The sequence below is a fragment of the Clostridium intestinale genome, assembly GCF_035905475.1.
Taxonomy (GTDB): domain Bacteria; phylum Bacillota; class Clostridia; order Clostridiales; family Clostridiaceae; genus Clostridium_T; species Clostridium_T intestinale.
Map to the genome: position 1 here is coordinate 4,313,563 of NZ_CP121166.1, position 26,417 is coordinate 4,339,979.

Annotated in this window: 23 protein-coding genes and 1 riboswitch; of the genes, 20 read left to right on the top strand and 3 right to left on the bottom strand. The window is 31.3% G+C overall.

Annotated elements, in window-relative coordinates; all coding sequences use genetic code 11:
* Positions 1-187: 187 nt before the first annotated feature.
* The 8 genes from P8F83_RS21810 to P8F83_RS21845 all read left to right on the top strand — a co-directional run bounded on the left by P8F83_RS21810 (position 188) and on the right by P8F83_RS21845 (position 11,347).
* Entirely contained in the window at positions 188-2,026 is a 1,839-nt protein-coding gene (locus P8F83_RS21810) for a collagen-like triple helix repeat-containing protein (protein ID WP_326512653.1), read from the top strand.
* A gap of 256 nt (positions 2,027-2,282) precedes the next feature.
* Positions 2,283-2,464, top strand: a riboswitch (Lysine riboswitch).
* 119 nt (positions 2,465-2,583) lie between these two features.
* The gene (locus P8F83_RS21815) at positions 2,584-3,411 is read left to right on the top strand and encodes a transporter substrate-binding domain-containing protein (protein ID WP_326512654.1); all 828 of its coding nucleotides are present in this window, start codon (positions 2,584-2,586) and stop codon (positions 3,409-3,411) included.
* Between the two features lie 185 nt (positions 3,412-3,596).
* On the top strand, positions 3,597-4,364 hold the full coding sequence (locus P8F83_RS21820; RefSeq protein WP_326512655.1) for an amino acid ABC transporter permease: 768 nt from the start codon (positions 3,597-3,599) through the stop codon (positions 4,362-4,364).
* A gap of 30 nt (positions 4,365-4,394) precedes the next feature.
* On the top strand, positions 4,395-5,129 hold the full coding sequence (locus P8F83_RS21825) for an amino acid ABC transporter ATP-binding protein (RefSeq protein ID WP_021803422.1): 735 nt from the start codon (positions 4,395-4,397) through the stop codon (positions 5,127-5,129).
* Positions 5,130-5,316: 187 nt separating this feature from the next.
* Positions 5,317-7,413 (top strand): YhgE/Pip domain-containing protein, encoded by a 2,097-nt coding sequence (locus P8F83_RS21830; RefSeq protein WP_326512656.1) that lies wholly within the window; start codon positions 5,317-5,319, stop codon positions 7,411-7,413.
* Between the two features lie 128 nt (positions 7,414-7,541).
* Entirely contained in the window at positions 7,542-8,588 is a 1,047-nt protein-coding gene (locus P8F83_RS21835) for an AbrB family transcriptional regulator (RefSeq protein WP_326512657.1), read from the top strand.
* A 116-nt stretch (positions 8,589-8,704) separates the two neighbouring features.
* Positions 8,705-10,585: a molecular chaperone HtpG gene (gene htpG / locus P8F83_RS21840; protein ID WP_326512658.1), complete on the top strand. Its 1,881-nt coding sequence runs from the start codon at positions 8,705-8,707 to the stop codon at positions 10,583-10,585.
* A 132-nt stretch (positions 10,586-10,717) separates the two neighbouring features.
* Complete coding sequence (locus P8F83_RS21845) at positions 10,718-11,347, top strand: MarR family winged helix-turn-helix transcriptional regulator (RefSeq protein WP_326512659.1); 630 nt, start codon at positions 10,718-10,720, stop codon at positions 11,345-11,347.
* 65 nt (positions 11,348-11,412) lie between these two features.
* On the opposite strand, the gene P8F83_RS21850 is transcribed toward P8F83_RS21845, so the two are convergent.
* A complete protein-coding gene (locus tag P8F83_RS21850) occupies positions 11,413-12,693 on the bottom strand; it encodes an O-acetylhomoserine aminocarboxypropyltransferase/cysteine synthase family protein (protein WP_326512660.1) in 1,281 nt (426 codons plus the stop codon).
* A gap of 193 nt (positions 12,694-12,886) precedes the next feature.
* Here P8F83_RS21850 and P8F83_RS21855 point away from each other — a divergent pair, with 193 nt between their 5' ends.
* The 4 genes from P8F83_RS21855 (at position 12,887) to P8F83_RS21870 (ending at position 15,490) form a co-directional block, all read left to right on the top strand.
* Positions 12,887-13,522, top strand: coding sequence for a flavodoxin family protein (locus P8F83_RS21855; protein ID WP_326512661.1), 636 nt, complete (start codon positions 12,887-12,889; stop codon positions 13,520-13,522).
* 141 nt (positions 13,523-13,663) lie between these two features.
* Positions 13,664-14,563, top strand: a complete 900-nt coding sequence (locus tag P8F83_RS21860) for a LysR family transcriptional regulator (protein WP_326512662.1) — start codon at positions 13,664-13,666, stop codon at positions 14,561-14,563.
* Positions 14,564-14,626: 63 nt separating this feature from the next.
* A complete protein-coding gene (locus P8F83_RS21865) occupies positions 14,627-14,860 on the top strand; it encodes a hypothetical protein (RefSeq protein ID WP_073019385.1) in 234 nt (77 codons plus the stop codon).
* A 174-nt stretch (positions 14,861-15,034) separates the two neighbouring features.
* The gene (locus P8F83_RS21870; RefSeq protein ID WP_326512663.1) at positions 15,035-15,490 is read left to right on the top strand and encodes a hypothetical protein; all 456 of its coding nucleotides are present in this window, start codon (positions 15,035-15,037) and stop codon (positions 15,488-15,490) included.
* Positions 15,491-15,538: 48 nt separating this feature from the next.
* On the opposite strand, the gene P8F83_RS21875 is transcribed toward P8F83_RS21870, so the two are convergent.
* Positions 15,539-16,375 (bottom strand): Hsp33 family molecular chaperone HslO, encoded by an 837-nt coding sequence (locus tag P8F83_RS21875; protein WP_326512664.1) that lies wholly within the window; start codon positions 16,373-16,375, stop codon positions 15,539-15,541.
* Between the two features lie 131 nt (positions 16,376-16,506).
* On the opposite strand from P8F83_RS21875, the gene P8F83_RS21880 reads away from it, so the two are divergent.
* The gene (locus P8F83_RS21880) at positions 16,507-17,244 is read left to right on the top strand and encodes a MerR family transcriptional regulator (RefSeq protein ID WP_326512665.1); all 738 of its coding nucleotides are present in this window, start codon (positions 16,507-16,509) and stop codon (positions 17,242-17,244) included.
* Positions 17,245-17,294: 50 nt separating this feature from the next.
* Here the strand turns inward: P8F83_RS21880 and P8F83_RS21885 are convergent, their stop codons facing one another.
* On the bottom strand, positions 17,295-18,623 hold the full coding sequence (locus tag P8F83_RS21885; RefSeq protein WP_326512666.1) for an FAD-dependent oxidoreductase: 1,329 nt from the start codon (positions 18,621-18,623) through the stop codon (positions 17,295-17,297).
* A 211-nt stretch (positions 18,624-18,834) separates the two neighbouring features.
* On the opposite strand from P8F83_RS21885, the gene P8F83_RS21890 reads away from it, so the two are divergent.
* From P8F83_RS21890 to P8F83_RS21920, 7 genes are all read left to right on the top strand, one after another.
* Complete coding sequence (locus P8F83_RS21890; protein WP_175550890.1) at positions 18,835-18,975, top strand: hypothetical protein; 141 nt, start codon at positions 18,835-18,837, stop codon at positions 18,973-18,975.
* A gap of 318 nt (positions 18,976-19,293) precedes the next feature.
* On the top strand, positions 19,294-20,946 hold the full coding sequence (gene hcp / locus P8F83_RS21895) for a hydroxylamine reductase (RefSeq protein ID WP_326512667.1): 1,653 nt from the start codon (positions 19,294-19,296) through the stop codon (positions 20,944-20,946).
* A 250-nt stretch (positions 20,947-21,196) separates the two neighbouring features.
* Entirely contained in the window at positions 21,197-23,107 is a 1,911-nt protein-coding gene (locus tag P8F83_RS21900; protein WP_326512668.1) for a diguanylate cyclase domain-containing protein, read from the top strand.
* A gap of 291 nt (positions 23,108-23,398) precedes the next feature.
* Entirely contained in the window at positions 23,399-24,064 is a 666-nt protein-coding gene (locus P8F83_RS21905) for an amino acid ABC transporter permease (RefSeq protein ID WP_238902116.1), read from the top strand.
* Positions 24,045-24,722, top strand: coding sequence for an amino acid ABC transporter permease (locus P8F83_RS21910; protein ID WP_073019392.1), 678 nt, complete (start codon positions 24,045-24,047; stop codon positions 24,720-24,722). The genes P8F83_RS21905 and P8F83_RS21910 overlap by 20 nt, the downstream gene beginning before the upstream one ends.
* Positions 24,723-24,733: 11 nt before the next feature.
* Entirely contained in the window at positions 24,734-25,483 is a 750-nt protein-coding gene (locus P8F83_RS21915; protein ID WP_021803407.1) for an amino acid ABC transporter ATP-binding protein, read from the top strand.
* Between the two features lie 22 nt (positions 25,484-25,505).
* The gene (locus tag P8F83_RS21920) at positions 25,506-26,366 is read left to right on the top strand and encodes a cysteine ABC transporter substrate-binding protein (RefSeq protein WP_315110236.1); all 861 of its coding nucleotides are present in this window, start codon (positions 25,506-25,508) and stop codon (positions 26,364-26,366) included.
* Positions 26,367-26,417 lie beyond the last annotated feature (51 nt).

The following is a 26,417-nucleotide window of genomic DNA, read 5'->3' on the forward strand; positions in this document are numbered from 1 at the left end:
TGGAATATATAAGCTGTTATGTTTTCCTCTAATTACTATATTTTTACATTTATATACATAAAAGTATATAAAAATACACTGAAATACATCAATTGTAACTATGATATTGCTGTAAACATATTATAAAATGACAAGCTTTAGGTTAAATAAGACCATAAGCTAGATTTTATATGTAAGGAGGAAATTTATGAGTAATATAGCTTTACAGATAGAGCTTTTAGTAGCAGAAAATATAGCATCTGGATCAAACATTATTTTTGATAATACTGTTTATTCAGCAGGAAATGTTAGTTATAACCCAGTAACAGGAGTAATAACATTCAATGAGGCAGGAAGGTACGTTATTAATTGGTGGGTAGCAGTTCAAACTGCAACTGCTCCAAATTCAGTTATATTTGCAGCTGTATCTTCACAGGGAGATATTTTAGAAGGTAATATGCCTACTAAAACAGGAGAAGTAGTAGGGTTTGGCATTATAGAGGTTAGTGCAGCACCTGTTGCTCTGACATTAGACTATATTGGATCAGGTACAGCAATTTTAGCTTCTACTGTTCCAGTAAAAGCAACTATGGTTATAGTAGAAGATGATATTGTTAGTCCAACAGGTGGTACTGGAATAACCGGATCAACTGGAGTAACAGGAGTAACAGGAACAACTGGAATAACTGGAGCGACTGGAGTAACAGGAGTAATTGGGGTAACAGGAGTAACAGGAACAACAGGAGCGACTGGAGTAACAGGAGTAACAGGAGTAACAGGCGTAACAGGAGTAACGGGAACAACTGGAGTAACAGGAATAACCGGAGCAACTGGAGTAACCGGAGCAACAGGAATAACCGGAGCAACAGGAGTAACAGGAGCGACAGGTGAAACAGGAACAACAGGAGTAACTGGAGCAACTGGAGTAACAGGAGTAACAGGAGTAACAGGAGCAACTGGAGAAACTGGAGTAACAGGAACAACTGGAGTAACTGGAGCAACAGGAGTAACCGGAATAACAGGAGCAACCGGAGAACCAGGAGGAGTAACAGGTGAAACTGGAGCAACAGGAGCAACAGGTCCAACTGGTACTATAGGTGAAACAGGAGTAACTGGAGCAACAGGACCGACTGGAGCTATAGGTGAAACAGGACCTGCTGGAGGAGCAACAGGGGGCACAGGAGCAACTGGGGCAACGGGATCAACCGGAGCAACAGGAGCAACAGGAGCAACAGGAGCAACCGGAGCAACCGGAGCAACCGGAGCAACCGGAGCAACCGGAGCAACTGGATCAACTGGGGCAACTGGATCAACTGGGGCAACCGGAGCAACAGGAACTGTTCAACCAAATCCTTTTGATGTATATGTTCAAGCTGGTGCGGTTGGTGGAGATGGAACTCAGGCAAGCCCATTTGGAACTATTCAACAAGGTGTTACAGCAGTATCACCTACAGGTGTAGTTCATGTTCTTGGAGGAACTTATTCAGTTACTTCAACAATTACAGTTAATAAATCAGGAGTAACATTGCAAGGATATCCTAATACAATAGTTTTATTACAAGCAGCTGTAATTCCTTTCCTTGTTACTGGAAGTGGAGTTACAATAGATGGATTTACTATTACAAGTGATTTGGCGTATGCAGTTGAGTTTATACAATTTGCAGGAACTAATCACAAGCTAACAAATAACTATATATATGGACCACCTCAGGCAGGACCATCTACAGGGTGGGTAGTAAATCGTGGATTTTTAACTCAGGGAAATGTAGTTAACCTGATAGTTCAAAATAATATATTCTACTTTATGAGACAACCAGCATATTTAAATCCAAATTCTACAGGATATATTGTAGATAATGTGACTTATAATACTAGAGGATTTGTTGTAGACAGAGCAATATTTGTTTTCTCAGGAAACTCATGGGGAATTCCACAGAATGCCGTTGATATTGCATTGCTAGTTGGGACTCCTACTGGTGCACCATATGATCCTACTTCAGCATTATCAACCTATAACAGTTCTGCTGTAATAAGTGATCAGAGATAAAGAAATAAATATAAAAATATTTTAATTTATAAATTTACCCTACTAATTAATGGCATTGATTAGTAGGGTTATATATTTATAAGAATAAAAAAATCATTTAGAGATAAAATTTATATTTTTTCAGCTACACTTTTCTTATAATGTAAAATCGTTTTAGAATTTCCACTAAAAAATTAAAAAAAATATAACACTTTTGTTGACATATATAATATATTATTGTACATTTATAATGTAATTTAATAAACCTCACTTTTAATGGTGGGGTAGAGGCGCGGTATTTATTAGTCTTTAGAAGAGTTTGAGAAGCAATGATGCTATAGAGAAGGAAATATCGCCGAAGTAAATAATAATCTCATTATTATTTGCTGGGTCTGTAGTTAAGAGCTGCAGGACTGTCTCAATAAGCCACCCAGTTTATTGAGTTGTGCTATCTCATTTAGGGAAAAGTGGAGGGAAACTAGTAGCAACTATGTTTATTGCGATCTGAGTTCAGCTCAGATCTTTTTTTATAACTTAAAAAGATAATATAAGCTAAAAATATGAGGGGGAACAAAAAAATGAAAAAATTATCATTAATAGTATCAGCTGTTTTATCAGCAACACTTTTATTTACAGGATGTGGCTCAAAAGCTTCTGATACATCAAAAACTGAAGATACTTTTAAAGTTGGAATGGAAGCTGGGTATGCTCCTTTTAACTGGACTCAAAAAGACGATTCTAACGGGGGAGTTAAAATTGATGGGGCTGCAGAATATGCAGGAGGCTATGATGTAGAAATAGCTAAAAAAATTGCTGACGATTTAGGTAAAAAGCTAGTTATAGTTAAAACAGAATGGGATGGATTAATACCAGCATTAGAATCTGGAAAGATAGATGCAGTTATAGCAGGTATGTCCCCAACAGCAGAACGTAAAGAAACAATAGACTTTTCAGATAATTATTATAAATCAGAGTTAGTTATGGTAGTTAAGAAAGGTGGAAAATATAATGGAGCTACTTCATTAAAAGATTTTAGTGGAGCTAAAGTAACTGCACAATTAAATACTTTTCACTATTCTGTTATAGATCAAATAGCTGGAGTTCAAAAACAAACAGCTATGGATAATTTCTCTGCTATGAGAGTTGCCCTTGAGTCAGGTGTAATTGATGCATATGTTTCAGAACGTCCAGAAGGAATTAGTGCTGAATCTAATAGCAATAATTTCAAGATGATAGAACTTAAAGATGGATTTAAGGCATCTGAAGAAGATGTTGCAATAGCAGTAGGCGTGAAAAAAGGCAGTGATTTAACAGCTAAGATCAATTCTACATTATCAAAAATTTCTGAATCAGATCGTAAGACTATAATGGATAATGCTATAAAAAATCAACCTGCTGCTGAATAATAGCAAGGTATATATAAAGCCGAGTGTATTTAAGTAACATTCGGTTTTGTCAAGTGAAACTTGATTCAGATGGGGTTTTATCCCCAGCTGAATTTTAGTTGAACCTATCTAGAGTCGTGCCAATGTTATCTCCAACCAGAGGTATTACAGTGGCTAGACGTCAGATAAATTAAAGGAGTGAAAAAATGACTTTTGAGGATATTGTAAAAATCTTTTCAAATAACTGGCCTATGTTTTTACGTGGAGCTGGTATGACTTTATTAATTTCTATTATTGGTACAATCTTAGGATCTATTATAGGGTTGTTAGTGGGAATGGTTAGAACTATTCCTGTACCTGAAAGAGGTATAAAGAAGGCAGTTCTAAAAGTTGTTAATGCTATCTTATCTATTTACATAGAAGTATTCCGTGGAACCCCTATGATAGTACAAGCGATGGTAATTTATTATGGATCAGCTTTAGCTTTTGGGATAGATATGAACAGAATATATGCAGGTATATTTATAGTATCTATAAATACAGGAGCGTACATGTCAGAAATTGTCCGCGGAGGAATAGTTTCTATTGACAAAGGACAGTTTGAAGCAGCACATGCTATAGGTATGAGTCATGTTCAAACTATGATTAATGTAGTATTACCACAGGTTATTAGAAATATATTACCAGCTACAGGTAATGAGTTTGTTATAAATATAAAGGATACATCTGTTCTTAGTGTAATATCTGTAACTGAGTTATTTTTCCAAGCAAAATCTGTAGCAGGAATTAATTATAAGTTTTTTGCAACGTTTTTTATTGCTAGTGTTATGTATTTTATAATGACTTTTGCAGTAACAAGAATACTAAGATTTATCGAGAGAAAAATAGATGGTCCGGACAACTATATTATGTATGCAAACCAAATGCAAGTTGAAACACCAGAAGATATGTTACGCAGAAACCAAAATAATTAGGTTAAGGATTTAAGGACAAAGGAGATAAGTATGGAAAAAATAATTGATATTAAACATTTAAATAAATCCTTTGGAACTCATGAAGTTTTAAAAGATATTGATTTTTCAGTAAATAAAGGAGAAGTTGTTTGTATCATAGGATCATCGGGTTCAGGTAAGTCTACTCTTCTTCGCTGCGTTAACCTTTTGGAGAAACCAAGTGGTGGTGAGATAATATATAAAGGAAAAGATATTTTACATGATGAACATGATACACGTGCATATCGTACAAAGCTAGGCATGGTATTTCAACAGTTTAATCTATTTAACAATCATGATGTTCTAAGTAACTGTACTGTAGGACAAATGAAGGTTTTAAAAAGAAGTAAAGAAGAGGCTGAGAAAGTAGCCATGAAATATTTACAAGTTGTAGGTATGGAGCGTTTTATAAATGCAAAACCAAGACAATTATCTGGTGGACAAAAACAGAGAGTTGCTATTGCTAGAGCTCTTTCTATGGAACCAGATGTTATTCTTTTTGATGAACCAACATCAGCTCTTGATCCAGAAATGGTAGGCGAAGTTCTAAAGGTTATGAAAGAACTTGCAGAATCAGGACTTACTATGATGGTAGTAACTCATGAAATGGGATTTGCTAAAGAGGTATCTGATCGTGTAGTGTTTATGGATAAAGGCGTTATAGCAGAAGAAGGTCTACCAGAAGAAATATTTAATAATCCAAAACAAGAACGTACCAGAGAGTTCTTAAAAAGGACTTTGAATTAATAAATAAAACCCTTGAATTTCAAGGGTTTTATTTTTTTATAAACCTATGTAAATCTATGTCTTAAAAGGTAATAAAAATTTAAATATTAGTTCATAATTGAAAATGATTACTAATGTTGACAGGTTCCTTCAAAAGTTGTTTAATTGAAACTGACCAGTCGGTTTATGAATAAAAGGAGGAAGGAACATGAATAAAACTAATAAATTTACTGCTAAAAAATCTGTTATAGGAATTTTAATTATATCTGTAATTGCTGTAACACTTATACCTATGCTATATTCCTCTATTTATTTAAGCGCATTTTGGGATGTCTATGGTAAATTAGATAATGTGCCTGTAGCGTTTGTAAGTATGGATAAGCCTATAGTAAAAGATAATAAGAAGTATAATATAGGACAAGACTTACAAGACAACCTAAAAGATAATAAAAAGGTTCAGTGGAATTTTGTAAATTATGATGACGCAAAGGCTGGGGTTGAGGGTAATAAATATTATGCAATGATAGTCATACCAGAGGATTTTTCCCAAAAGATTGCAGACTCAAAAGATGGTGTTTTTAATAAACCTGAGATAATTTATGAAGCTAACAAAGGGCGAAACTATATATTCTCACAAATATCTGAAAAAGTAGCAACAAGTATAAAATCAGAAATAGCAGAAAATATACAAGAGGAAACTTCAAAAGCACTTGTTGACAATTTGTATGATATTAAAAAGTCATTAGGAGATGCTAGTGATGGAGCTAATAAACTTCAAGATGGAACTCAACAACTTTACGATGGAAGTAAAGATTTATCAAATGGACTAATTAAAGCATCCAACGGATCAGGAGAACTACAAAAGGGACTAAAAGATGCAGCAAAGGGTGAAAGCCAAGTTTATAATGGAATAAACTCTTTAAGTATTGGATTGAACCAGCTTAAACAAGGATTAACTCAAAAAAATGATAAAGTAGATCAACTTGTAGCTGGAGCAAAGGGAGTTTCTGATGGGGCAAGTTCTATATACAGTAAAGCCAGTGACGCAAACATTAAGCTATCTCAAAACTTAAATAGTGCAGCTACTGGAATTAAGGATGTATCGAGTTATATAAATACTTCAGATGCTTTAATAGCATCAGTTTTAGAAACTTATAAAACAACCGGAATTTTAGATGTTGCTACTCTTATGAAGGCTCAGGCTATTTTAGATGGTGTTAAAAGTAAGGATATAAGTAGTAATATAGCATATCCATTAAGTCAATCAGCTAATTCACTACAGCCTTTAGTAGATGGACTAGGTACACTTAAAGGTGGAGCAAAACAAGTGGCTGATGGTACTTCTGAACTTGTGAAAGGCCTTGAAGCAAGTCAAATACAGGCAGCAGCAGGAGTAGATCAATTAATTGCCGGGACAAGTTCATTAAAAGATGGAAGTGGACAAATACTGCAGGGATTAAATACTGCTGCTGATAAAACAGGAGAATTAAGTAGTGGATTATCACAACTAAGTAATGGTGCGAATACTTTAAACTCTGGCTTAAATGATGCAAATGAAGGAAGTAAAGAATTAAAAAATGGTCTAAACAGTGGATATACAGATATGACTAATAATTTTAAATTTACATCAGATAATATGGCCGACTTTGTAAAGGAGCCAGTGGTATTAAATGAAAATACTATAAATAATGTAGAATATTATGGTGAAGGATTAGCTCCTTATTTTGTATCATTATCTTTATGGTTAGGAGCAATGTTTATTACCCTTTTATTATCACTTGTTAAGAAATTTGATTTAATAAAAGGCAAGTTCTTTAACAGCTTTTTAGGAAAGTTTGTATTAGGTACAGTAATAGCAGTTGTTCAAGCTTTATTAGTAAGCGTAGTGCTTACTAAGGGATTAAATATACACACAGTATCCATGACAACTTTCTTCATAACAAATATGTTTATATCTGTTGTATACTTTAGTGTGATGTATGGAGCTTCACATGCTATAGGAATTGTGGCAACACCAATAATGTTTATTATATTCCTATTGCAGTTAGCTTCATCAGGAGGAACTTTCCCAATAGAAACAGCACCAACTTTCTTTAAAATAATAAACGAATATATACCTATGACTTATGCTGTATCTATACTAAGAATGGTAACTAGCGGAATAAATTCTGTAGTGTTTAATAAGGATATCTTTATACTATTAATATTTATGTTAGCATTTTTATGTGGAGGTCTAGTTATAAGAGCTATTATTAATACTTTACAAAAAGAGAAAAAAAGTAATGAAAATTTGAAAGTAGCTTAATAGATAATTCCCCTTTAGAGTAAAATCTAGAGGGGACTTTTTATTTGTTAATTTGACGTACAGTAATAGGATAGGTATTATGATAGGGGGGGGGGTAGTTCCATAAAATTTACAAGGGGGATATAGATTTGCAGAATTTATTATTAACACTATTAGTAGCAATAGTAGGAGGAACAATAGCACTAAAATTAAAAGTTCCAGCTGGAGCAATGATAGGAGCTATGATTTCAGTAGCAATTTTTAATATAGTTTTAGGAAAGGCTTATTTCCCAGTAAATGCGAAAATAGTCACACAGATAGCAGCAGGAGCTTTTGTTGGAGCTGGAATAACTTATAAAGATATTATAAGTCTGAAATCAATAATAAAGCCTGCGGTAATAATAACTTTAGGTATGATATCAATAAATCTCATTATGGGATATTTAATGCATAAACTTACTGGAATTGATTTAGTTACGTCTCTTTTTGCTTGTGCTCCAGGTGGAATTGTAGATATGTCGATTATAAGTAGTGATTTAGGAGCTGATACATCCAAGGTTGCAATATTACAATTAGTTAGGCTCATGGGGGTAATGCTTATATTGCCATCCTTGTTAAAGTTGATATGTAATAAACTGGGAGTATGTATAGTAAAAGATAAAACTAAAGTTGAAAAAGAAGAAAATATGAACAATAGTAATATACAGAATCTATTTATGACATTAGCTGTAGGAGGAATTTTTGGAACAATAGGTTATCTTCTAAAAATTCCTGCTGGAGCTATGACTTTTTCTATGATATCAGTTGGAGTTTTTAATATACTTTCAAGCAGAGGATATATGCCACTTACACTTAGGAGAATAACTCAAATGTGTGCAGGAGCATTAATAGGAGAAAGGATGACCTTTAATGACTTAATAGGTATAGGGGACATTCTGTTTCCAGCGCTTATGATACTTGTGGGGATAATAATTACAAACTTAGCCCTAGGATTTTTAATAAGTAGAAATAGTAATTTAGAAATAACAACAGCATTATTTTCTAGTGCGCCAGGTGGAATGTCAGATATGACACTAATAGCTGATGAACTTGGAGCGGATACCCCTAAGGTAGCAGTTTTACAGCTTGTTAGAGTAATAAGCGTAATAGCTTTATTTCCAATAATAATTAAGTATATAAGCGAACCCTTGACATAAAATTCAAAAAGTGGTATATAAAAAGTAGGGATTAGCACTCTATTGTATAGAGTGCTAATAAAATTAACTAACTACGAGTAAGAAGCGTAGTTTTATAGCGAGAGGAGAGATTTGCGTTGGAAACAAAACAATTTAAAGCAGAATCCAAGAGACTTTTGGACCTTATGATTAACTCTATTTACACTCACAGGGAGATTTTTTTAAGGGAGCTTATTTCTAATGCTAGTGACGCCATTGATAAAATTTATTATAAGGCACTAACAGATGACTCTATAACCTTTGATAAGGACAATTACTTTATCAAGGTAACTGCTGATAAAGAAAGCAGAACAATTAAACTTACTGATACAGGTATAGGAATGACAAAGGAAGAACTTGATGATAACCTTGGTGTTATAGCTAAAAGTGGTTCCCTAAATTTCAAAAAAGAAAATGAACTTAAAGATGGATATGATATTATAGGTCAGTTTGGTGTTGGATTTTATTCAGCATTTTTAGTAGCTGATGAAGTTACTGTTATAAGTAAAGCCTTTGGTAGTGATGAAGCTTATAAATGGGAGTCAAAAGGTGTAGATGGATATACTATTGAACCTGCTGAAAAGGCTTCTTATGGTACAGAAATTACTCTTAAGATTAAAGAAAACTCAGAAGATGAGAACTTTGATGAATATTTAGAAGAGTATAAATTAAAATCAGTAATCAAAAAATACTCTGACTTCATTAGATACCCTATTAAGATGGATATAACAGGTAGAAAACCAAAAGAGGGTACAGAAAATGAGTTTGATGAATATATAGAAGAACAAACTATAAATAGTATGGTTCCTATATGGAGAAAAAATAAAAATGAACTTACTAAAGAAGATTATGATAATTTCTATTCAGAAAAACACTATGGGTTTGATAAACCATTAAAATATATACACACTAGCGTTGATGGAGCTATAAGCTATAATGCTATATTATATATTCCTGAAAAAACACCATTTGACTTTTACACAAAAGAATATGAAAAAGGTCTAGAATTATATTCAAATGGCGTAATGATAATGAATAAATGTGCTGATCTTTTACCAGACTATTTTAGCTTTGTAAAAGGTATAGTAGACTCAGAAGATCTATCTCTTAATATATCAAGAGAAATTTTACAACATGATAGACAACTTAAACTAATAGCTAAAAATATTAAGTCTAAGATAAAAGGTGAGTTAGAAAGCTTATTAAAGAATAAAAGAGAAGATTATGATAAGTTCTATGAATCTTTTGGAAGACAATTAAAGTTTGGAGTTTACAGCGATTTTGGAAGTAATAAAGATGTTCTACAAGATCTACTAATGTTCTATTCTTCAAAAGAGAAAAAGATGGTAACTTTAGCTGAGTATGTTGGTAGAATGAAAGAAGATCAAAAATATATTTATTATGCTGCTGGAGAATCAAAAGAAAGAATAGAAAAGCTTCCACAAATAGAACTTCTATTAGATAAGGATTATGAAGTATTATATTTCACAGATGATATAGATGAATTTGCTATAAGAATGCTTATGAACTATAAGGAAAAAGAATTTAAATCTATATCAAGTGGAGATTTAGGAATAGAATCAGAAGAAAATAAAGAATCTAATGAAGCAGAAGAAAAAGATAATAAAGACTTATTTGAATACATGAAAACTGCTTTAGCTGGCAAAGTTAAAGATGTTAGAGCTTCAAAAAGACTAAAAAATCATCCAGTATGTTTATCAAATGATGGTGAACTTTCAATTGAGATGGAAAAAATATTAAACTCTATGCCTAATAATGAAAATGTTAAGGCAGATAAAGTTTTAGAAATTAATGTACATCATGACGTATTTAATTCTTTAAAACAAGCTTTTGAAAATGATAAAGATAAATTAAGTTTATTTACAGGTCTATTATATAATCAAGCTTTACTTATAGAAGGATTATCTATAAATGATCCTGTAGAGTTTACAAATAATATATGTAAGATAATGAAATAGTTAAAAGTCCATTGCGGAAGTGCAGTGGACTTTTTTACTTTAATTTAATAAGGAGCATTGACAATATACTAAGGTACCTTTATAATTAAATTAAAGAAGGTACCTTAGTATATTATTAAAGGAGATAAAAACATGGAAAAAAATAATAATGATTTAATTAAACAGTTAGCTAGACTTCAGTGGTTAATGCATAAACATCATTTCAAAAATCATAAAAATCATGGACCTATGGCGGATATTCACAGAGGTCAAGGAAGAGTGTTAGCCTTATTGAAATTAAAACCAGAAATTACTCAGAAGGAATTAGCGAATATTTTGGATATAAGATCACAGTCATTAGGGGAGCTTTTAGCAAAATTAGAGAGAAACGGATATATAACTAGAACACCTTCAGAGGAAGATCGTCGTGCTATGATTATTCGTCTAACAGAAGAAGGAAAAGCAGCAACCAATGAAAAAGAACAAGAGGATAATACTGAGGATTTATTCAAGTGTTTAAATGAGGCTGAGCAAAGTAATCTTAAAGATTATTTAGGACGTATAATTGTGGAATTAGAAAAAGAGTTTGGTGATACAGATGAGATCGAACACGAAATGCACCATCATAATCATCCTCATATGGGTAGAAGAGGATTTTTAGAGCATTGTGATAGAAGAAGAGGCTTTAATCATCAAAGCAATGAGGAAAATCATCATAATCCTTTTGGTAGAAAAACAGATATAAAGGAGGATGAAATTGAAGAATCTAGTGATAAAATGTAAAAAAGAACTATAAAAATAAAGCAAGAAGTTTTCTATTTATAAAGATAAACTTCTTGCTTTTTTACCTATATTTTTGAAAGAGCTTGTTCTAGATCGTAAATTAAGTCATCAACACCTTCGATACCGATTGAAAGTCTTATAAGATCTGGAGTAACTCCAGCAGCTATTTGCTCTTCTTCAGTAAGTTCTGAATGAGTTGTGCTTGATGGATGAATTACTAATGACTTAGCATCTGCAACATTTGCAAGTAAAGAGAATAATTCTAAGCTATTAATAAATTTCTTTCCGGCTTCAAGACCACCGTGAATTCCAAAAGTGAATATTGAACCAGACCCTTTTGGTAAGTATTTATCTGCAAGTGTTTTATATGGACTAGATTCAAGTTCAGGATAATTAATCCAAGAAACTTTAGGGTGATTACCTAAGTACTCAACTATTTTTCTTGTATTAGATACATGTCTCTCAACTCTTAAAGATAAAGTTTCTAGTCCCTGAAGTAAATAGAAAGCGCTTTGTGGACTAAGTGCAGCACCTGTATTTCTTAATAATTGAACTCTTGCCTTTAAAGCAAAAGCAGGTGCACCTAAAGATGCATAAACTAGATTGTTATAGCTTTTATCTGGAGTTGTGAAGTCAGGGAATTTGCCACTAGCAGCCCAATCAAAGTTTCCTCCATCAACAATAATTCCTCCAAGTGTAGTTCCATGTCCCCCTATAAACTTTGTAGCTGAATGAACTACTACATCAGCACCATATTCTATAGGTCTAATTAAATATGGAGTTCCAAAAGTATTGTCTATTATAAGTGGAATATTGTTTTCATGTGCTATATTAGCTACTGCTTCGATATCTAAAACATTGATTTTAGGATTTCCTATCGTTTCGCCATAAAGAGCTTTAGTTTTATCTGTAATAGCTTTTCTGAAGTTTTCTGGATTATCTGGATTTACAAATATAACATTAATTCCTAGTTTCTTTAAAGTAACTGAAAATAATTCATAGGTTCCGCCATATAAAGTAGCGGCAGCAACTATTTCATCTCCAGCACTTGCAACATTTAGAATAGAATAAAGTATGGCAGATTGACCAGAAGCAGTTGCAAGCCCAGCAACCCCACCTTCAAGTTCTGCAACTCTTTTTTCAAATACATCAGTTGTAGGATTCATTATTCTTGTATAAACATTTCCTGATTCCTTTAGCTGAAATAGATTAGCAGCGTGATCTGCGTTATTAAATACATAAGAAGTCGTTTGATAAATTGGAACAGCCCTAGCTCCAGTAGTAGGATCAGGAACTTGTCCTGCATGAACCTGTAAGGTTTCAAAACTTAATTTTCTTTCACTCATTTTTTTAGCCCCCTTAAAAATTAATCGTAAAGATTAGAAATTATAAATATTGTATCAAAGAAGAAATCATTTAGAAAGAAAAAAATAGCAAGAAGAAAAAATAAATATGAGACTTACCTAAAAGTGCGTACTTGTCCATAAAATTATATTGGAGTAAACTAAAAACTATATTAAGTTATTAGGAGGAGTTTTAATGAAAGTTGTTGCTTTTAATGGAAGCCCAAAAAAAGAAGGAAACACTTATCAAGCACTTAAATTAGTTGCTGATGAATTAGAAAAAGAAGGTATAGAAGTAGAGATTGTCCACGTGGGAAATCAAGTTATAAGAGGATGTATGGCTTGTGGTGGTTGTGGAAGAAATAAGGATGAAAAATGTGTTTTGCAAGGTGACTTCTTAAATGTCTGGGTTCAAAAAATGAAAGAAGCTGATGGTATATTACTTGGCTCACCAGTACATTATTCAGGAATAGCTGGAACTATGAAATCATTTTTAGATAGAGCTTTCTATGTTGCAAGCAGTAATGGAAATTTATTTAGACATAAGGTTGGAGCAGCTGTTGTTGCAGTTAGACGTTCAGGTGGACTTCCAACTTTCCAACAATTAAATAACTTTATAAACTATTCAGAAATGCTTGTACCTACTTCAAGCTATTGGAATGTAATTCATGGAACTAAACCAGGAGATGTAGTTGAAGATGGAGAAGGAACTCAAATAATGAGAACATTAGGGAAGAACATGGCTTGGTTAATGAAGTTAGTTGAGAATGGTAAAGATAATGTTCAAGAACCAGAAAAAGAAGATAAGATATTTACTAGTTTTGTAAGATAAAAACATATATTTTAAATAAGCTATCGTATTAACAGATTAAATTTGTTAGCGATAGCTTTTTTGTAGTTTATATTAGGAGAAAATGCTATAATGCAATTACTTAAAAGGAATTTAATATTATGAAAGGATGTAGGGGGTAGGATGTTAGAAGAGCTAAAAACTTTTATGGTTGTAGTAGAACAAGAGAACTTCACTAAGGCAGGAGAAATGATAAAATTATCTCAGCCAAGCGTAAGTTTACATATAAAAAATCTAGAAAAATATTTTAATACAACACTCATTACTAGATCCTCAAGGCAGAAAAATATTATAATAACTGAAAGTGGAAGGTTGCTTTATAGAAGAGCAAAAGAAATTTTTAGATTAGTTGAGAATACAACAAATGAACTTAAAAATATATCTAGTTCACTAAAGGGGCACATAAAGATAGGATCAAGTCTTACCATAGGTGAGTATTTTCTTCCTAATTTTTTAAAACAGTTTTCCATGGATTATCCAGATATTGAGATAGAAGTTATAATTGAAAATACTGCAAGTATATGTGAAGGAGTTAGAAATCTAAAGTTAGACTTTGGACTTATTGAGGGAATTGTTTCTTCACATGATTTTAAGCAAGAATATTTTTTAGAGGATAACATGGTTTTAATGGTTCCTTACAATCATCCTCTAACAAAAGATGAGTTTACATATGATAAACTGCAAAACTTAAGATGGATAAGTAGAGAATTTGGATCAGGAACTAGAGAATATTTAGATATATTTCTAACAACTAATGAGATAGTTCCAAGAAATATTATGGTGCTTGGAAGTAATTATGCAATAAAGGAAGCTGTGAAAAATTGGTTAGGTGTAACTCTTATTTCTAACTATGTAGCAAAAGAAGCATATAAAAATAAAGAAGTATCAATAATAGAAGTAGATAATAGTTTTAAAAGACATTTTTCATATCTAATATCCAAAGACATATCTCTGTCAATGATTTCAAAGGTATTTATTGAAAGTCTAAGTGCTTATAGTGATAAATATGATGTTGAAAAATAATAAGGTTAAATGATATACTAATTCAAGTAAATAAGAACAACTTAAGAATGTAGAGGTAAAATCATGAACACTGATGAAATATATAAACGTATAATGGTTATGGATAGCGTAAAAAGTGCTACTTCATATATGAAAAATAGCGAACTTACTAAATCAGATTTAAGTAAGTTATGTAAAAGACATAATATTTTCGTTGATGATAAAGCAACAAAAGAATCTATGATTACATTATTCATAAATTCGACTATTGGTGTGAAATTGAAGAATAAAGCTAAAAATAGATATAAAACTAAATAATTCAGATGTGAGTATTGTTTATGAATATCTAATGACAAGTTAAGCTATTATATTAATTAAAAATTAATGTAATGGCTTTTTTGCTTTAGTAATCAGCATAAGCTTTTATATCATAGAGAATACTATTTTAAAGACATAGCTATAAAAATAGATTTATCTATGGAGGATACAAGTATGGTTATAAAATTGTTAAAAAGAAATTGGTTAATTTGTGTGGTAGCTTTGGGTGTATTATTTAATATAAATAGTGAAGCAATAGCAAGTGAAATCATAACTTACAGTATTTCAACAAATTACAAAGATGATAGAATTGAACCACAGATAAAGATTCCTATTAATCTAGAGATTGAAAAAGAAGCTCAAAAGAGCGTTGAAGAAGGTCATTCGCCATGGAAACTTGATCCTGTTTTTGTAGCTCAGGTTTTTGTAAGTCTGCAAGTTTCGCCAGAAGGTATTACAGGATACTACCCAATCAAAGATAAAGAATTAAAGATTATCCAAAGCAGCGAAAAGGAAACTATAGTTGAAGTAAATTCAAATAAGACTAATATTAAAAAAGTATATTTAAAAAGGTTAATAAAAAAGGATTCCACTGGAATATGGACTGTTGTGGGATATGATGATAAGTAATAAAATAAATAGTAGGTTACACTGAGCACTTAGTGTAACCTACTGACTTTATCTATTGACAAGTAAAGAAATATCATTTTCATCATAAACATATTTTTTTCCACATATAGTACAGACAGTTTCTATATTTTGTTTTTCATTTAAAGCTCTGGTTAATTCTTCATTACCAAGAGAATATAACAACCCCAAAAACATTTCTCGTGAACAGCCGCAGAATAATTGTATTTCTTGAGTTCCAACTACTTTAGTATTAGGTAAGATAGTGTTTGGATTAAAATAAGAGTTATTAAAAAGACACTTATTTCTATCTATATAATCCAGCCAGTTAGACAATAAATCGGGATTGCAAAAAGGGAGTGGTTGAAGGAGTATGCCTCTACTATATAGGGTTTTAGAATTTTCATCCTTATAATAATACCTAAAAGCAGTTTCTACCTGATCACTTTTTAAAAAGTAATTGGAGAAGTCATCAACTATATTTTTATAAGGCATATCTACAATTCCTGTAAATAAGGAGCCCATACCTATATCCTTAGTCATCTTTATAATACCCTTATTTCCAATAAGCTCATGGATAGAATTAAATTTTTCTTTATTATCTATTAAATCCTCACTTGCATATCCTCTAACATTTCCATAGGAATCTACATCGCATCGTATATATTTAGAAGGAGTAGAAGTATTAATCTGGATACTTACTCTTTGTTTGTCTTTTAATAATCCACATAATAAGCTGGATAAGGTAAAAGTTGTAGATAAAGCTTCCCTTGAAATTATATTGAAGTTTTCTAAAGAAACTAATTCTTGAATTAAATCAGTATTATCTAAAATGTAGATTCTTGCTTGCTTGTCATTAGTAATTAGTTTAGTAATAGTTGCTTTCATAACAACGCTCCTTTCTCTAATTTAATTCTATAACCTGACGTTAGGTTAGGTTCAAGTGGTAATTTTAAGAATTTGATTGTAACTGACGTAAGGTTAGGATATATACTAATTATATAGAAGGAGGAATTTGCATGGAAAAGGAAGGCTTAAAGATAGGTGAGTTAGCAAAAAGGACAGGGATGACAGTAAGAGCACTACACCATTATCATCATATAGGGTTACTTACTCCCTCAGAGTTTACAGATTCAAATCACAGAATATATACAAAGGAAGATATATTAAAACTTCAGCAGATAATATTCCTTAAAGAATTGGGGTTAAGATTAGAAGACGTAAAAGATATTATTGAAAGACCTAATTATAATCCTGCAGGAGTAATTAAATATCAATTAGATAAAGTTAAAGAAAAAATTAAAATAGAGCAGGAATTATGTGAGGAACTTGAAATACTATATAAATTTCTTAAGGGCAATAAGGATGTAGATTTAGAAAAGTTTATAGAAGTAATACAATTGATGCAAGTAGGAGTGTATAATCATTTTACGGAAGAACAAATAGAGAAGATGAAAAATATACGAAGAAGCTTCACAGATGAAGAACAGGAAAAAATGCAAAAAGAATGGACTGATTTTATAAATAGACTTCAAAGGTGTTATGATAATAATACACAGTTTGAGGATGAAGAAGTTAAAAAACTTGTTAATATATGGACTGAAGCTGTGGATAAAATCACAAATAAAGATAAGGAAATAGTAAAAGCAGCTGAAAACTTTCACGGTGAAAATCCAGACAATCCTATAAGTTTTGGTATGACAGGAGAATTGTATAGATATTTGCAAGAAGCTATAGAGAAAAATAAGATATATTAAATAAATGCCACATCAACTAAGGAAAGTTAATGTGGAAATTTATTCTTTATCTATTTTGCACTTAAAGCAACTATATTTAGTAAACTCCAAGGTTTGTTAAAGTGTGGTTGGAAGAAGAAATCAACAAATGCTAACTCATCTATAGTCATTTTGTTTTGAATAACAACAGACATTGTATTCATTAATTGAGTTAAATCTGTTTTAGATATTATTTGAGCACCAAGTATTACTTCTGATTCCTCGTCATAAACAACCTTAACAGTTGCTGAGTCAAATGTCGGCATAAACTCAGGTCTATAGTTATCTGTAGCTGATACTGTTTTTACTTTTAGTCCAGTAGCTTTAGCTGAAGCTTCTGTAAGACCAGTTGAAGCTATGTTATAGTCATAGATTTTTATTCCTGAGGTTCCTTGAGTACCCATATATTTAGTAGTAGGTTCTACTAAATTTCTACCTATTAAAGTACCCATTCTAACTGCATTTGTAGCAAGTGGAATGTATTCTCTTTTGCCTGTTGGATTATATATTATTGAAGCGCAGTCTCCAGCAGCAAAGATACCTTCTTTACTTGTTCTCATATATTCATCCACTATTATTGCTCCGTTTGGAAGCATATCTAACTTATCTTTAAATAGAGCTGTACTTGGTCTAAATCCAATACATAGAATTACAAGATCAGCTTCATATTCACCTTTATTAGTTATAACTTTAGTTACTTTACCATCTTTTCCTTCAAATTTACTTACAGTTTCTCCCAAAGCTAGTTTAATTCCATGGTTTCTAAATTCATCTTCAGCAGTATCTGTAAATTCTTTATCAAGATATTTGCTTAAAACTCTATCCATACCATCTATTAAAGTAACTTCTTTACCGTTCATTTCGAAAGCTTCTACAAGCTCTACACCTATATAACCAGCTCCTACAACAACTATTCTATTAGCTGATTTAGCTTTTTCTATAATTGTGTTTGAATGAGCATAATTTTTTGAAAGAAGTATATTGTCTAAATCTATTCCTTCAATATTAGGTACTATTGGCCATGACCCAGTAGTAATTATTAATTTATCAAAATTATCCTCAAACTCTTCTCCAGAAGTTAAATCCTTAACTTTTAAGATTTTATTATCTACATCAATATCTAAAACATCATGAGACATCTTAGTTGTAACTCCAAGTTCCGCTAAAGCCTCTGGTGAACTGTAAAATAATCCTTGAGGATCTTTAACCACTCCACCTACATATAATGCTATTCCACAAGATAAGAAAGAGATGTTGTCATTTCTTTCGTATACTGTTATTTTTGCATCAGGATGTTTTTTTGCTGTATTTACTATTGCAGCTGTACCTGCATGAGTACAACCTATAACTGCTACCTTCATATAAAATTACCTCCAAAATAATAAATATATTTTATTTACAAATAATCATTCTCTATAAATAATATTTTAACAAAGTATTGTTAAAAAATCTATATATTTTTTTATTTTTTTCTTAAATTTAAATTGTATACCATAAAAATATTATCTATAGCAAAACTTAACAGGGATAGTTTCATAAGCTTTTCAAAAGATAGATAAGGAGGTGATTTTAATGACTCAAAAACTTGGTAAAAATAATAAAACAGGTGAAAAATCTTATTATAGAAATAAAAATAATAAATCAGCAGCAAACCCTGTAAATGCAGATGAAGATAAAGATATGAGTAAACCTGTTAGAGGACTACCTAAATAACAGTATTAATTAAAAATGAATTCTACAAGGCGCAAGTGGTGCCTTGTTTTTTTATAAAAACAATTAACTTTTTTTCTTTTTAAATGTTTTTCTTTTTAAATGTTTAAATGTTTAACTTTTTAAGCATTTAACTTTTTATTAAACATAATCTTAACAAGAATGACTTTAATGAGGCTTGAGAAGAAGCCTCTACAGTAATAAGGTTAGAAGGATTTGATGAAGCTGAAAAGCGCTTCTACAGATTAGAGGTGCGTATATTTCCCCAATAGATGGAAATAATAGTAGTGATTTTAATTAATTGTGTTTAGGAGGATTTTTATGGAGAATTCAATGTTTTGTTATCAGTGTGAGCAAACTATGGGTGGTAAAGGCTGTACTAAGTCAGGGGTTTGTGGTAAAACTCCAGAGATAGCTAATCTTCAAGATCTACTTATCTATCAGTTAAAGGGAATATCTTGTTATGCTAAGAAAATCATGGAGCAAGAAAAAAAGATAGATAAGAGTATAGTTTCTTTTGTTGAGAATGGATTGTTTACAACTTTAACTAATGTTAATTTTGATGCAGAAGTTCATGTAAAACTGTTACAAGAATCACAAAGTATAAAGGAAAGACTTAGAGATGAAGCTCCAGAAGGAGAATATCCCGATCAATGTACTTATAATCTAAGTGAAACAAAAGAAGAGATGCTTAAGGATTCTGTAAAGGCAGGCATTATGTATGATCAAAGTCTTGATGCAGATATAAGATCATTAAGATCCACTATATTATATGGATTAAAAGGCGTAAGTGCCTATGGCCATCAAGCAAGATATTTAGGTTATCACAGTGATCAGGTTGATGAGTTTTATTTTAAGGGATTAGAGGCAACGACAAATGATAATCTAAGTCTTGAAGATTTGATTAGAATGGCTATGAGAACTGGAGAGATAAGTGTAGAAGTAATGAGAACTTTAGATGAAGCTAATACTACTACTTATAAGAATCCATCACCACATAAGGTAAATGTAAATAGGGTTAAAGGACCATTTATTATTGTTTCAGGACATGATTTAAAAGATTTAGAGATGTTATTAGAACAAACAGAAGGAAAAGGAATAAATATATACACTCATGGGGAAATGATTCCAGCTCATGGATATCCTTCATTAAAGAAATATAAACATTTAGTAGGTAATTTTGGTAGCGCATGGCAGAACCAACAAAAAGAGTTTGATAATATACCAGGATGTATTTTGATGACTACTAACTGTTTAATGAGACCAAGAGAAACTTATAAAGATAGAATATTTACAACAAATGTAGTTGGATGGGATGGTATAAAATTTATTCCGACTAATGAAGATGAAACAAAAGATTTTAGTGAAATAATAGAAAAGAGCTTAGAGTTAGGTGGATTTAAGGAAGATGAAGAGAAGAAAGAAATATTAGTAGGCTTTGGTCATCATGCAACTTTATCTCATGCAGAGAAGATAGTTGAAGAAGTTAAGGCGGGAAATATAAGACATTTCTTCTTGATTGGTGGATGCGATGGAGCAAGACCAGGAAGAAACTACTATACTGATTTTGCTAAAATGGTACCAAATGATTGCATAATTCTTACTTTAGCTTGTGGCAAATATAGATTTAATAAATTAGATTTTGGTACAGTTGTAGGACTTCCAAGACTACTAGATGTAGGTCAATGTAATGATGCATATTCGGCTGTTAGAATAGCTACAGCTTTAGCAGATGCTTTTGATACAGATGTAAACTCACTACCTTTAACTATTGTACTTTCTTGGTATGAACAAAAGGCTGTTGCTGATCTTTTAGCATTATTATCTTTAGGTATAAAGGGAATGTACCTTGGACCAAGTTTACCAGCATTTTTATCTCCTAATGTTCTACAATACTTAGTTGATACATTTAATATAAAACCAATAAGCACAGCAGAAGAGGATTTAAAAAGTTCATTAAATCAAATCTGTTAACATAAGTAGTAAAATACTGTTAAAATTTTGTTTTAGCAGTATTTTATTTTTTCTATAATAAATATAATGGAAGTGAGGTTTTTATGAACGTTGAAGTGTTCATTTTAATTAATAATGTATATTTAAAAAAAATTTATATTAAAATAAAAAGGTATATAGAAAAAATATATACCCAATGGTATAATTTAGGGAATAAGAATAAAAGGTGTTATATAATAGGATTTCGTATACTTACTGGGGAGGATTGCTAATGGATCTTGTGGCTGCGTTATCATTATTAACTTTCATAATATATGTGTTTATAGGCGTGCATACCTTTAAGTCAAGCACTAGTTCAGCAGAAACTAAGCTGTTTTTATTGTTATGCTTAAGTTTATCTATATGGTCCCTAGGATATTTTTTAGGAAATATTCCAACCTTTTTTGCATCAGAACCGCTAATGAAGCTAGCTGCTATAGGGTGGTGCACTTTTACAACATTTGTTCTTCATATTGCATTAAGATTTACTAATAATAAGCTTTTTAAGAATAAGCTCTTACAAATACTTTTATATGTACCATCTATTTTCCTAATATACGTTAGAGTATTTTTACATTGGGAAGGTATAAGTTCAACCGACTCTATTTATGTTATTTTTTCGCTAGTTAATACTATTTATAATATTTCCTATCAATCTCTTTCACTAATTGTGATAGCTATCTGGGGCAAAAGACAATTGGAACTTAATAAAAAGAGACAAGCTATTATAGTAGTGTCAAGTAGTGCAGCATCCTTTGGAATTAATTTTTTGTCAGAGGCTGGAATACTGCCAGCTATGGGACAATTTTATGCTTTAATAATGGTTTTAGGAATTTATTATGCAATAATTAAATACAACCTTTTAAAAATACCTTCAGATATTTTGTTTGATGAAATATTAGCTGAAATGATGGATTTATTTTTTCTTGTATCTCCTTCAGGTGAAATAATAGAAATAAATAAGAGAACTGTTAGTTTACTTGGCTACTCTCAGCGTGAAATTTTGAATATGAGAATAGAAGATTTATTTAGTGAAAAGGAAACTGTTAAAAAGATAGTTCTAGAGTCACCCTATGACAAACATATATATCGGGAACTTAATTGTGTAACAGCATTAGGAAAACAAATTCCTATGGATGTTTCTTGTAAAAAAATAATTGATGAAAAGAGTAAGAAAGTAATAAGTACTGTTATTATTGGACATGATATAACCCTTACTAAAAAGCTTGAATATGAGTTACATGTACATGAGGAAATAGAAGAAAAACTGAGGGTAAGTGAAGAAAAGTTTCGTGTAATGTTTAGTGAACACTCAGCTATAATGCTTTTGATAGACCCTGAGAATTTAAATATTTTTTCCGCTAATACTTCAGCTCAAAAGTTTTATGGATATGATCAGGAAGATTTCGAAAAAATGAAAATTACGGATCTAAATGGAGCTGAGAATTTAGGTAACTCAGATATAGGTAATAATCTTAAAAATATATTAGATAAAAGTGTAACTGTAATTGAAACAACACATAGACTATCTAACGGGGAAATGAGAAATGTAGAGGTTCACCCGTCTCCAATTAAGGGTGGAGATAAGATTATGGTTTTTGCAATTATCCATGATATTACAGAAAGAAAAAAAGCAGAGGAATATATAACTTATCTTGCTTATCATGACGCACTAACAGGATTAGTAAATAGAAAGTATTTTGTTGAAACCTTAGAGGAAGAGCTAAGACTTCAAGTTAATGATCCCAAAAAATTAGCACTTATATTTTGTGATTTAGATGAATTTAAATATATTAATGATACTTTTGGACATGGTGCTGGGGACTTTGTTTTGTGTGAAGTTGGAAACAGAATTAAAGATTGTATTAAAGGTGAGGGAATTGTTGCTAGGTTAGGTGGAGATGAGTTTGCAATAATATTATTTAATATAGAAAATTATATGGATGCAGAAAAGTATATATATAGAATAAATGGAAGACTACAGATTCCAATGAAGATAAACGGTAATAAATTAAATATAAGAGCTAGTATGGGGATAAGCGTTTTCCCAGATGATGGAACAAGTGTAGATGATTTATTAAAGAATGCAGATAGGGAAATGTATTCAGTAAAAAGAAAAAATTATGAAAATGTAAATAATTAGTTAGGTAGAGCATATTTTTATGCTCTATTTTTTATTCTACTGAATAATAAAAATATTTAATAGGACAAGGGTTGAATTATTTAATTAATACAAAAAGCAGATAAAAATTAAGAAAATACTACCAAATAAGGTGAAGTGTTAATATATATTTAATAAAATTTAAATAAATAAATTATAGTAATAATTAGTGTTTATTGACAATTAAATAAGTTGTGAATAATATAACTATATATCATATTAAGTCTATAGGAATTATTAATTAATACTAGACTGTGAAAAGGTGGTAAATTCATGGTTATTAACTGGAATTTTATTGTTGAAAAAATACCATTATACCAACAAGCAGCGATATTGACTTTAAAGCTTGCTTTTTGGGGAATATTAGGCTCATTTATCATTGGGATAATATGTAGCGCTATAAATTATTACAAGGTTAAGGGTTTAAATATAGTAGTAAAAGCATATATAGAGCTTTCACGTAATACACCGTTGTTAATCCAATTATTTTTCTTATATTACGGATTAACAAAATTGGGATTAGTTTTAAGTGAAAATACCTGTGGAATAATAGGACTTTCTTTCTTAGGGGGGAGTTATATGGCAGAGGCATTTAGAGGTGGAATAGAGGCAGTAAGTAAAACGCAACTTGAATCCGGGATGAGTATAGGTCTTTCCAAGTTTCAACTTGCAAGATATGTGATACTTCCTCAAGCTTTTTCAGTAAGCATACCAGCTATAGGAGCGAATTGTATATTTTTGCTTAAGGAAACATCCATTTTAGGAGCTATAGCTATAGTTGATCTGATGAATGTTACTAAAGATTTAATCGGAATGTATTATCAAACTGTAGAATCTCTACTAATGTTAGTAGTATCTTACCTAATAATACTTTTACCATTATCTTTATTTTTAACCTGGCTAGAAAGGAAGGTAAGATATGCTGAATTCGGGTCTTAGTGTGATTTTTGATGGAATGAACTTTACAAGATTACTTGGTGGATTATTAGTTACAGCAAGAATTGCATTTATATCAATAGTTATAGGTTCTGTATTAGGAATAATTTATGGATTAGTTATGACTTCAAAATCTAAGGTTGTTAGAGTTATTTGCAGGTTTTATTTAGAACTTTTTAGGGTAATTCCAATCCTTGTTTGGTTATTTATATTTTATTTTGGAGTAACAAGCGTATTAAATATACATTTAGAGGGTGAACTTATTTCAATAATTGTTTTTAGCTTATGGGGAGCAGCAGAGATGGGTGATATAGTTAGAGGTGCTTTAGAATCTCTACCTAAACATCAGACAGAATCGGCTAAGGCATTAGGGCTTAACTTCTTTATGTTATATAGATATGTTCTTATACCTCAAGCTGTAAGAAGAATGCTTCCTGGTGCTATAAATTTAGCTACAAGAATGGTTAAAACTACTTCTTTAGTAGTACTTATAGGTGTTATTGAAGTAGTAAAAATAGGACAACAGGTTATAGAAGTTTCAAGGTTCAAAGTTCCAACAGCATCCTTTTGGGTTTATGGATTTATATTCATATTATATTTTATAATATGTTATCCATTATCCATATTATCTAAAAAGTTAGAAGCTAAGTGGAATAACTAGGGGGAATTAAAGTGGTTAAAGATAGTAAAGAGATATTACTAGAAATAAGTAAATTAAATAAAGGATATGATGGGAAACAAATATTGAAGGATATTGATCTTGAGATAACAAAAGGTGAGGTAGTGGTTATTTTAGGACCATCAGGATGTGGGAAAAGTACATTACTAAGATGTATTAACGGTCTTGAGGAAATACAAGGTGGGGAAATAAGGTTAGATGGTAATAACCTTATAGATAAAAATGTTAATTGGGGAGAGGTTCGTCAAAAGATAGGTATGGTATTTCAAAATTACGAACTGTTTCCTAATATGACAGTTATAGAGAACATACTATTAGGCCCTACAAAGGTACAAAAAAGAGATAAAAATGAAGTTTTAGAGCAAGCTAAGCAATTATTAGAGAGAGTTGGTTTGGCAGACAGAATGAATTCTTATCCAAGACAGCTTTCAGGAGGACAAAAGCAAAGAATAGCTATAGTAAGAGCTTTATGTATGAATCCGGAAATAATGCTTTTTGATGAGGTAACAGCATCTTTAGATCCAGAAATGGTTAGGGAAGTTTTAGATGTTATGCTAGGACTTGCAAAACAAGGTATGACCATGGTTATAGTAACTCATGAAATGGGATTTGCTAAAGCTGTTGCTGATAAGATTGTATTTATTGATGAAGGAAACATTCGTGAAGAAACTACTCCAGAAGAGTTTTTCACAAATCCAAAGACTGAACGCGCAAAGCGCTTTCTAAATATATTTCAATATTAAATAAAAGAGGGGATGAATAATAATGAAAAGTATTAAAAAAATTTTAGCAGCTGTAATTACTGGAACTGTTTTATTGGGGGCTTTTGCAGGTTGCAGTAAATCAGCGCCAGCAACTGATTCAAATAAATCTTCTATAGAACAAATAAAAGCAAACGGAAAAATAAGAATAGGTGTATTTAGTGATAAGCCACCATTTGGTTATGTAGATTCTAATGGTAAAAACCAAGGATTCGACGTAGTAATAGCTAAAAGATTTGCTAAAGATCTTTTAGGTGATGAATCAAAAGTTGAATTTGTTTTAGTTGAAGCTGCTAACAGAGTTGCATACTTAGAATCAAATAAAGTAGATATAATAATGGCTAACTTCACAGTTACAGATGAAAGAAAGCAAAAAGTAGATTTTGCTAATCCGTATATGAAGGTTTCTCTAGGAATTGTATCTCCAGATGATGCACCTATAACATCTGTTGATCAATTAAAAGGTAAAAAACTTATTGTCAACAAAGGAACTACAGCAGAAGATTACTTCACAAAAAATCATCCAGAAATAGAATTATTAAAGTTTGACCAAAATACTGAAACTTTTGAAGCCATGAAAGATAAACGTGGAGCAGGTTTAGCACATGACAACACAGAAGTTCTTGCTTGGGCGAAATCAAATCCAGGATTCACAGTGGCTCTTCCATCTTTAGGTGGGATAGATTCAATAGCTCCAGCTGTTAAAAAAGGTGATACAGAGTTATTAAATTGGATAAACTCAGAACTTGAAACTATAGGAAAAGAGAACTTTATACACAAGGCATATGAAGAAACTTTAAAACCAGTTTATGGTGATTCGGTTAGTCCAGATGAGCTTGTTGTAGAGGGTGGAAAGTTAAAATAAGTTTTATTTAAGGCAGAGAAAATTCTCTGCCTTTTTTTACTTATTATCAAT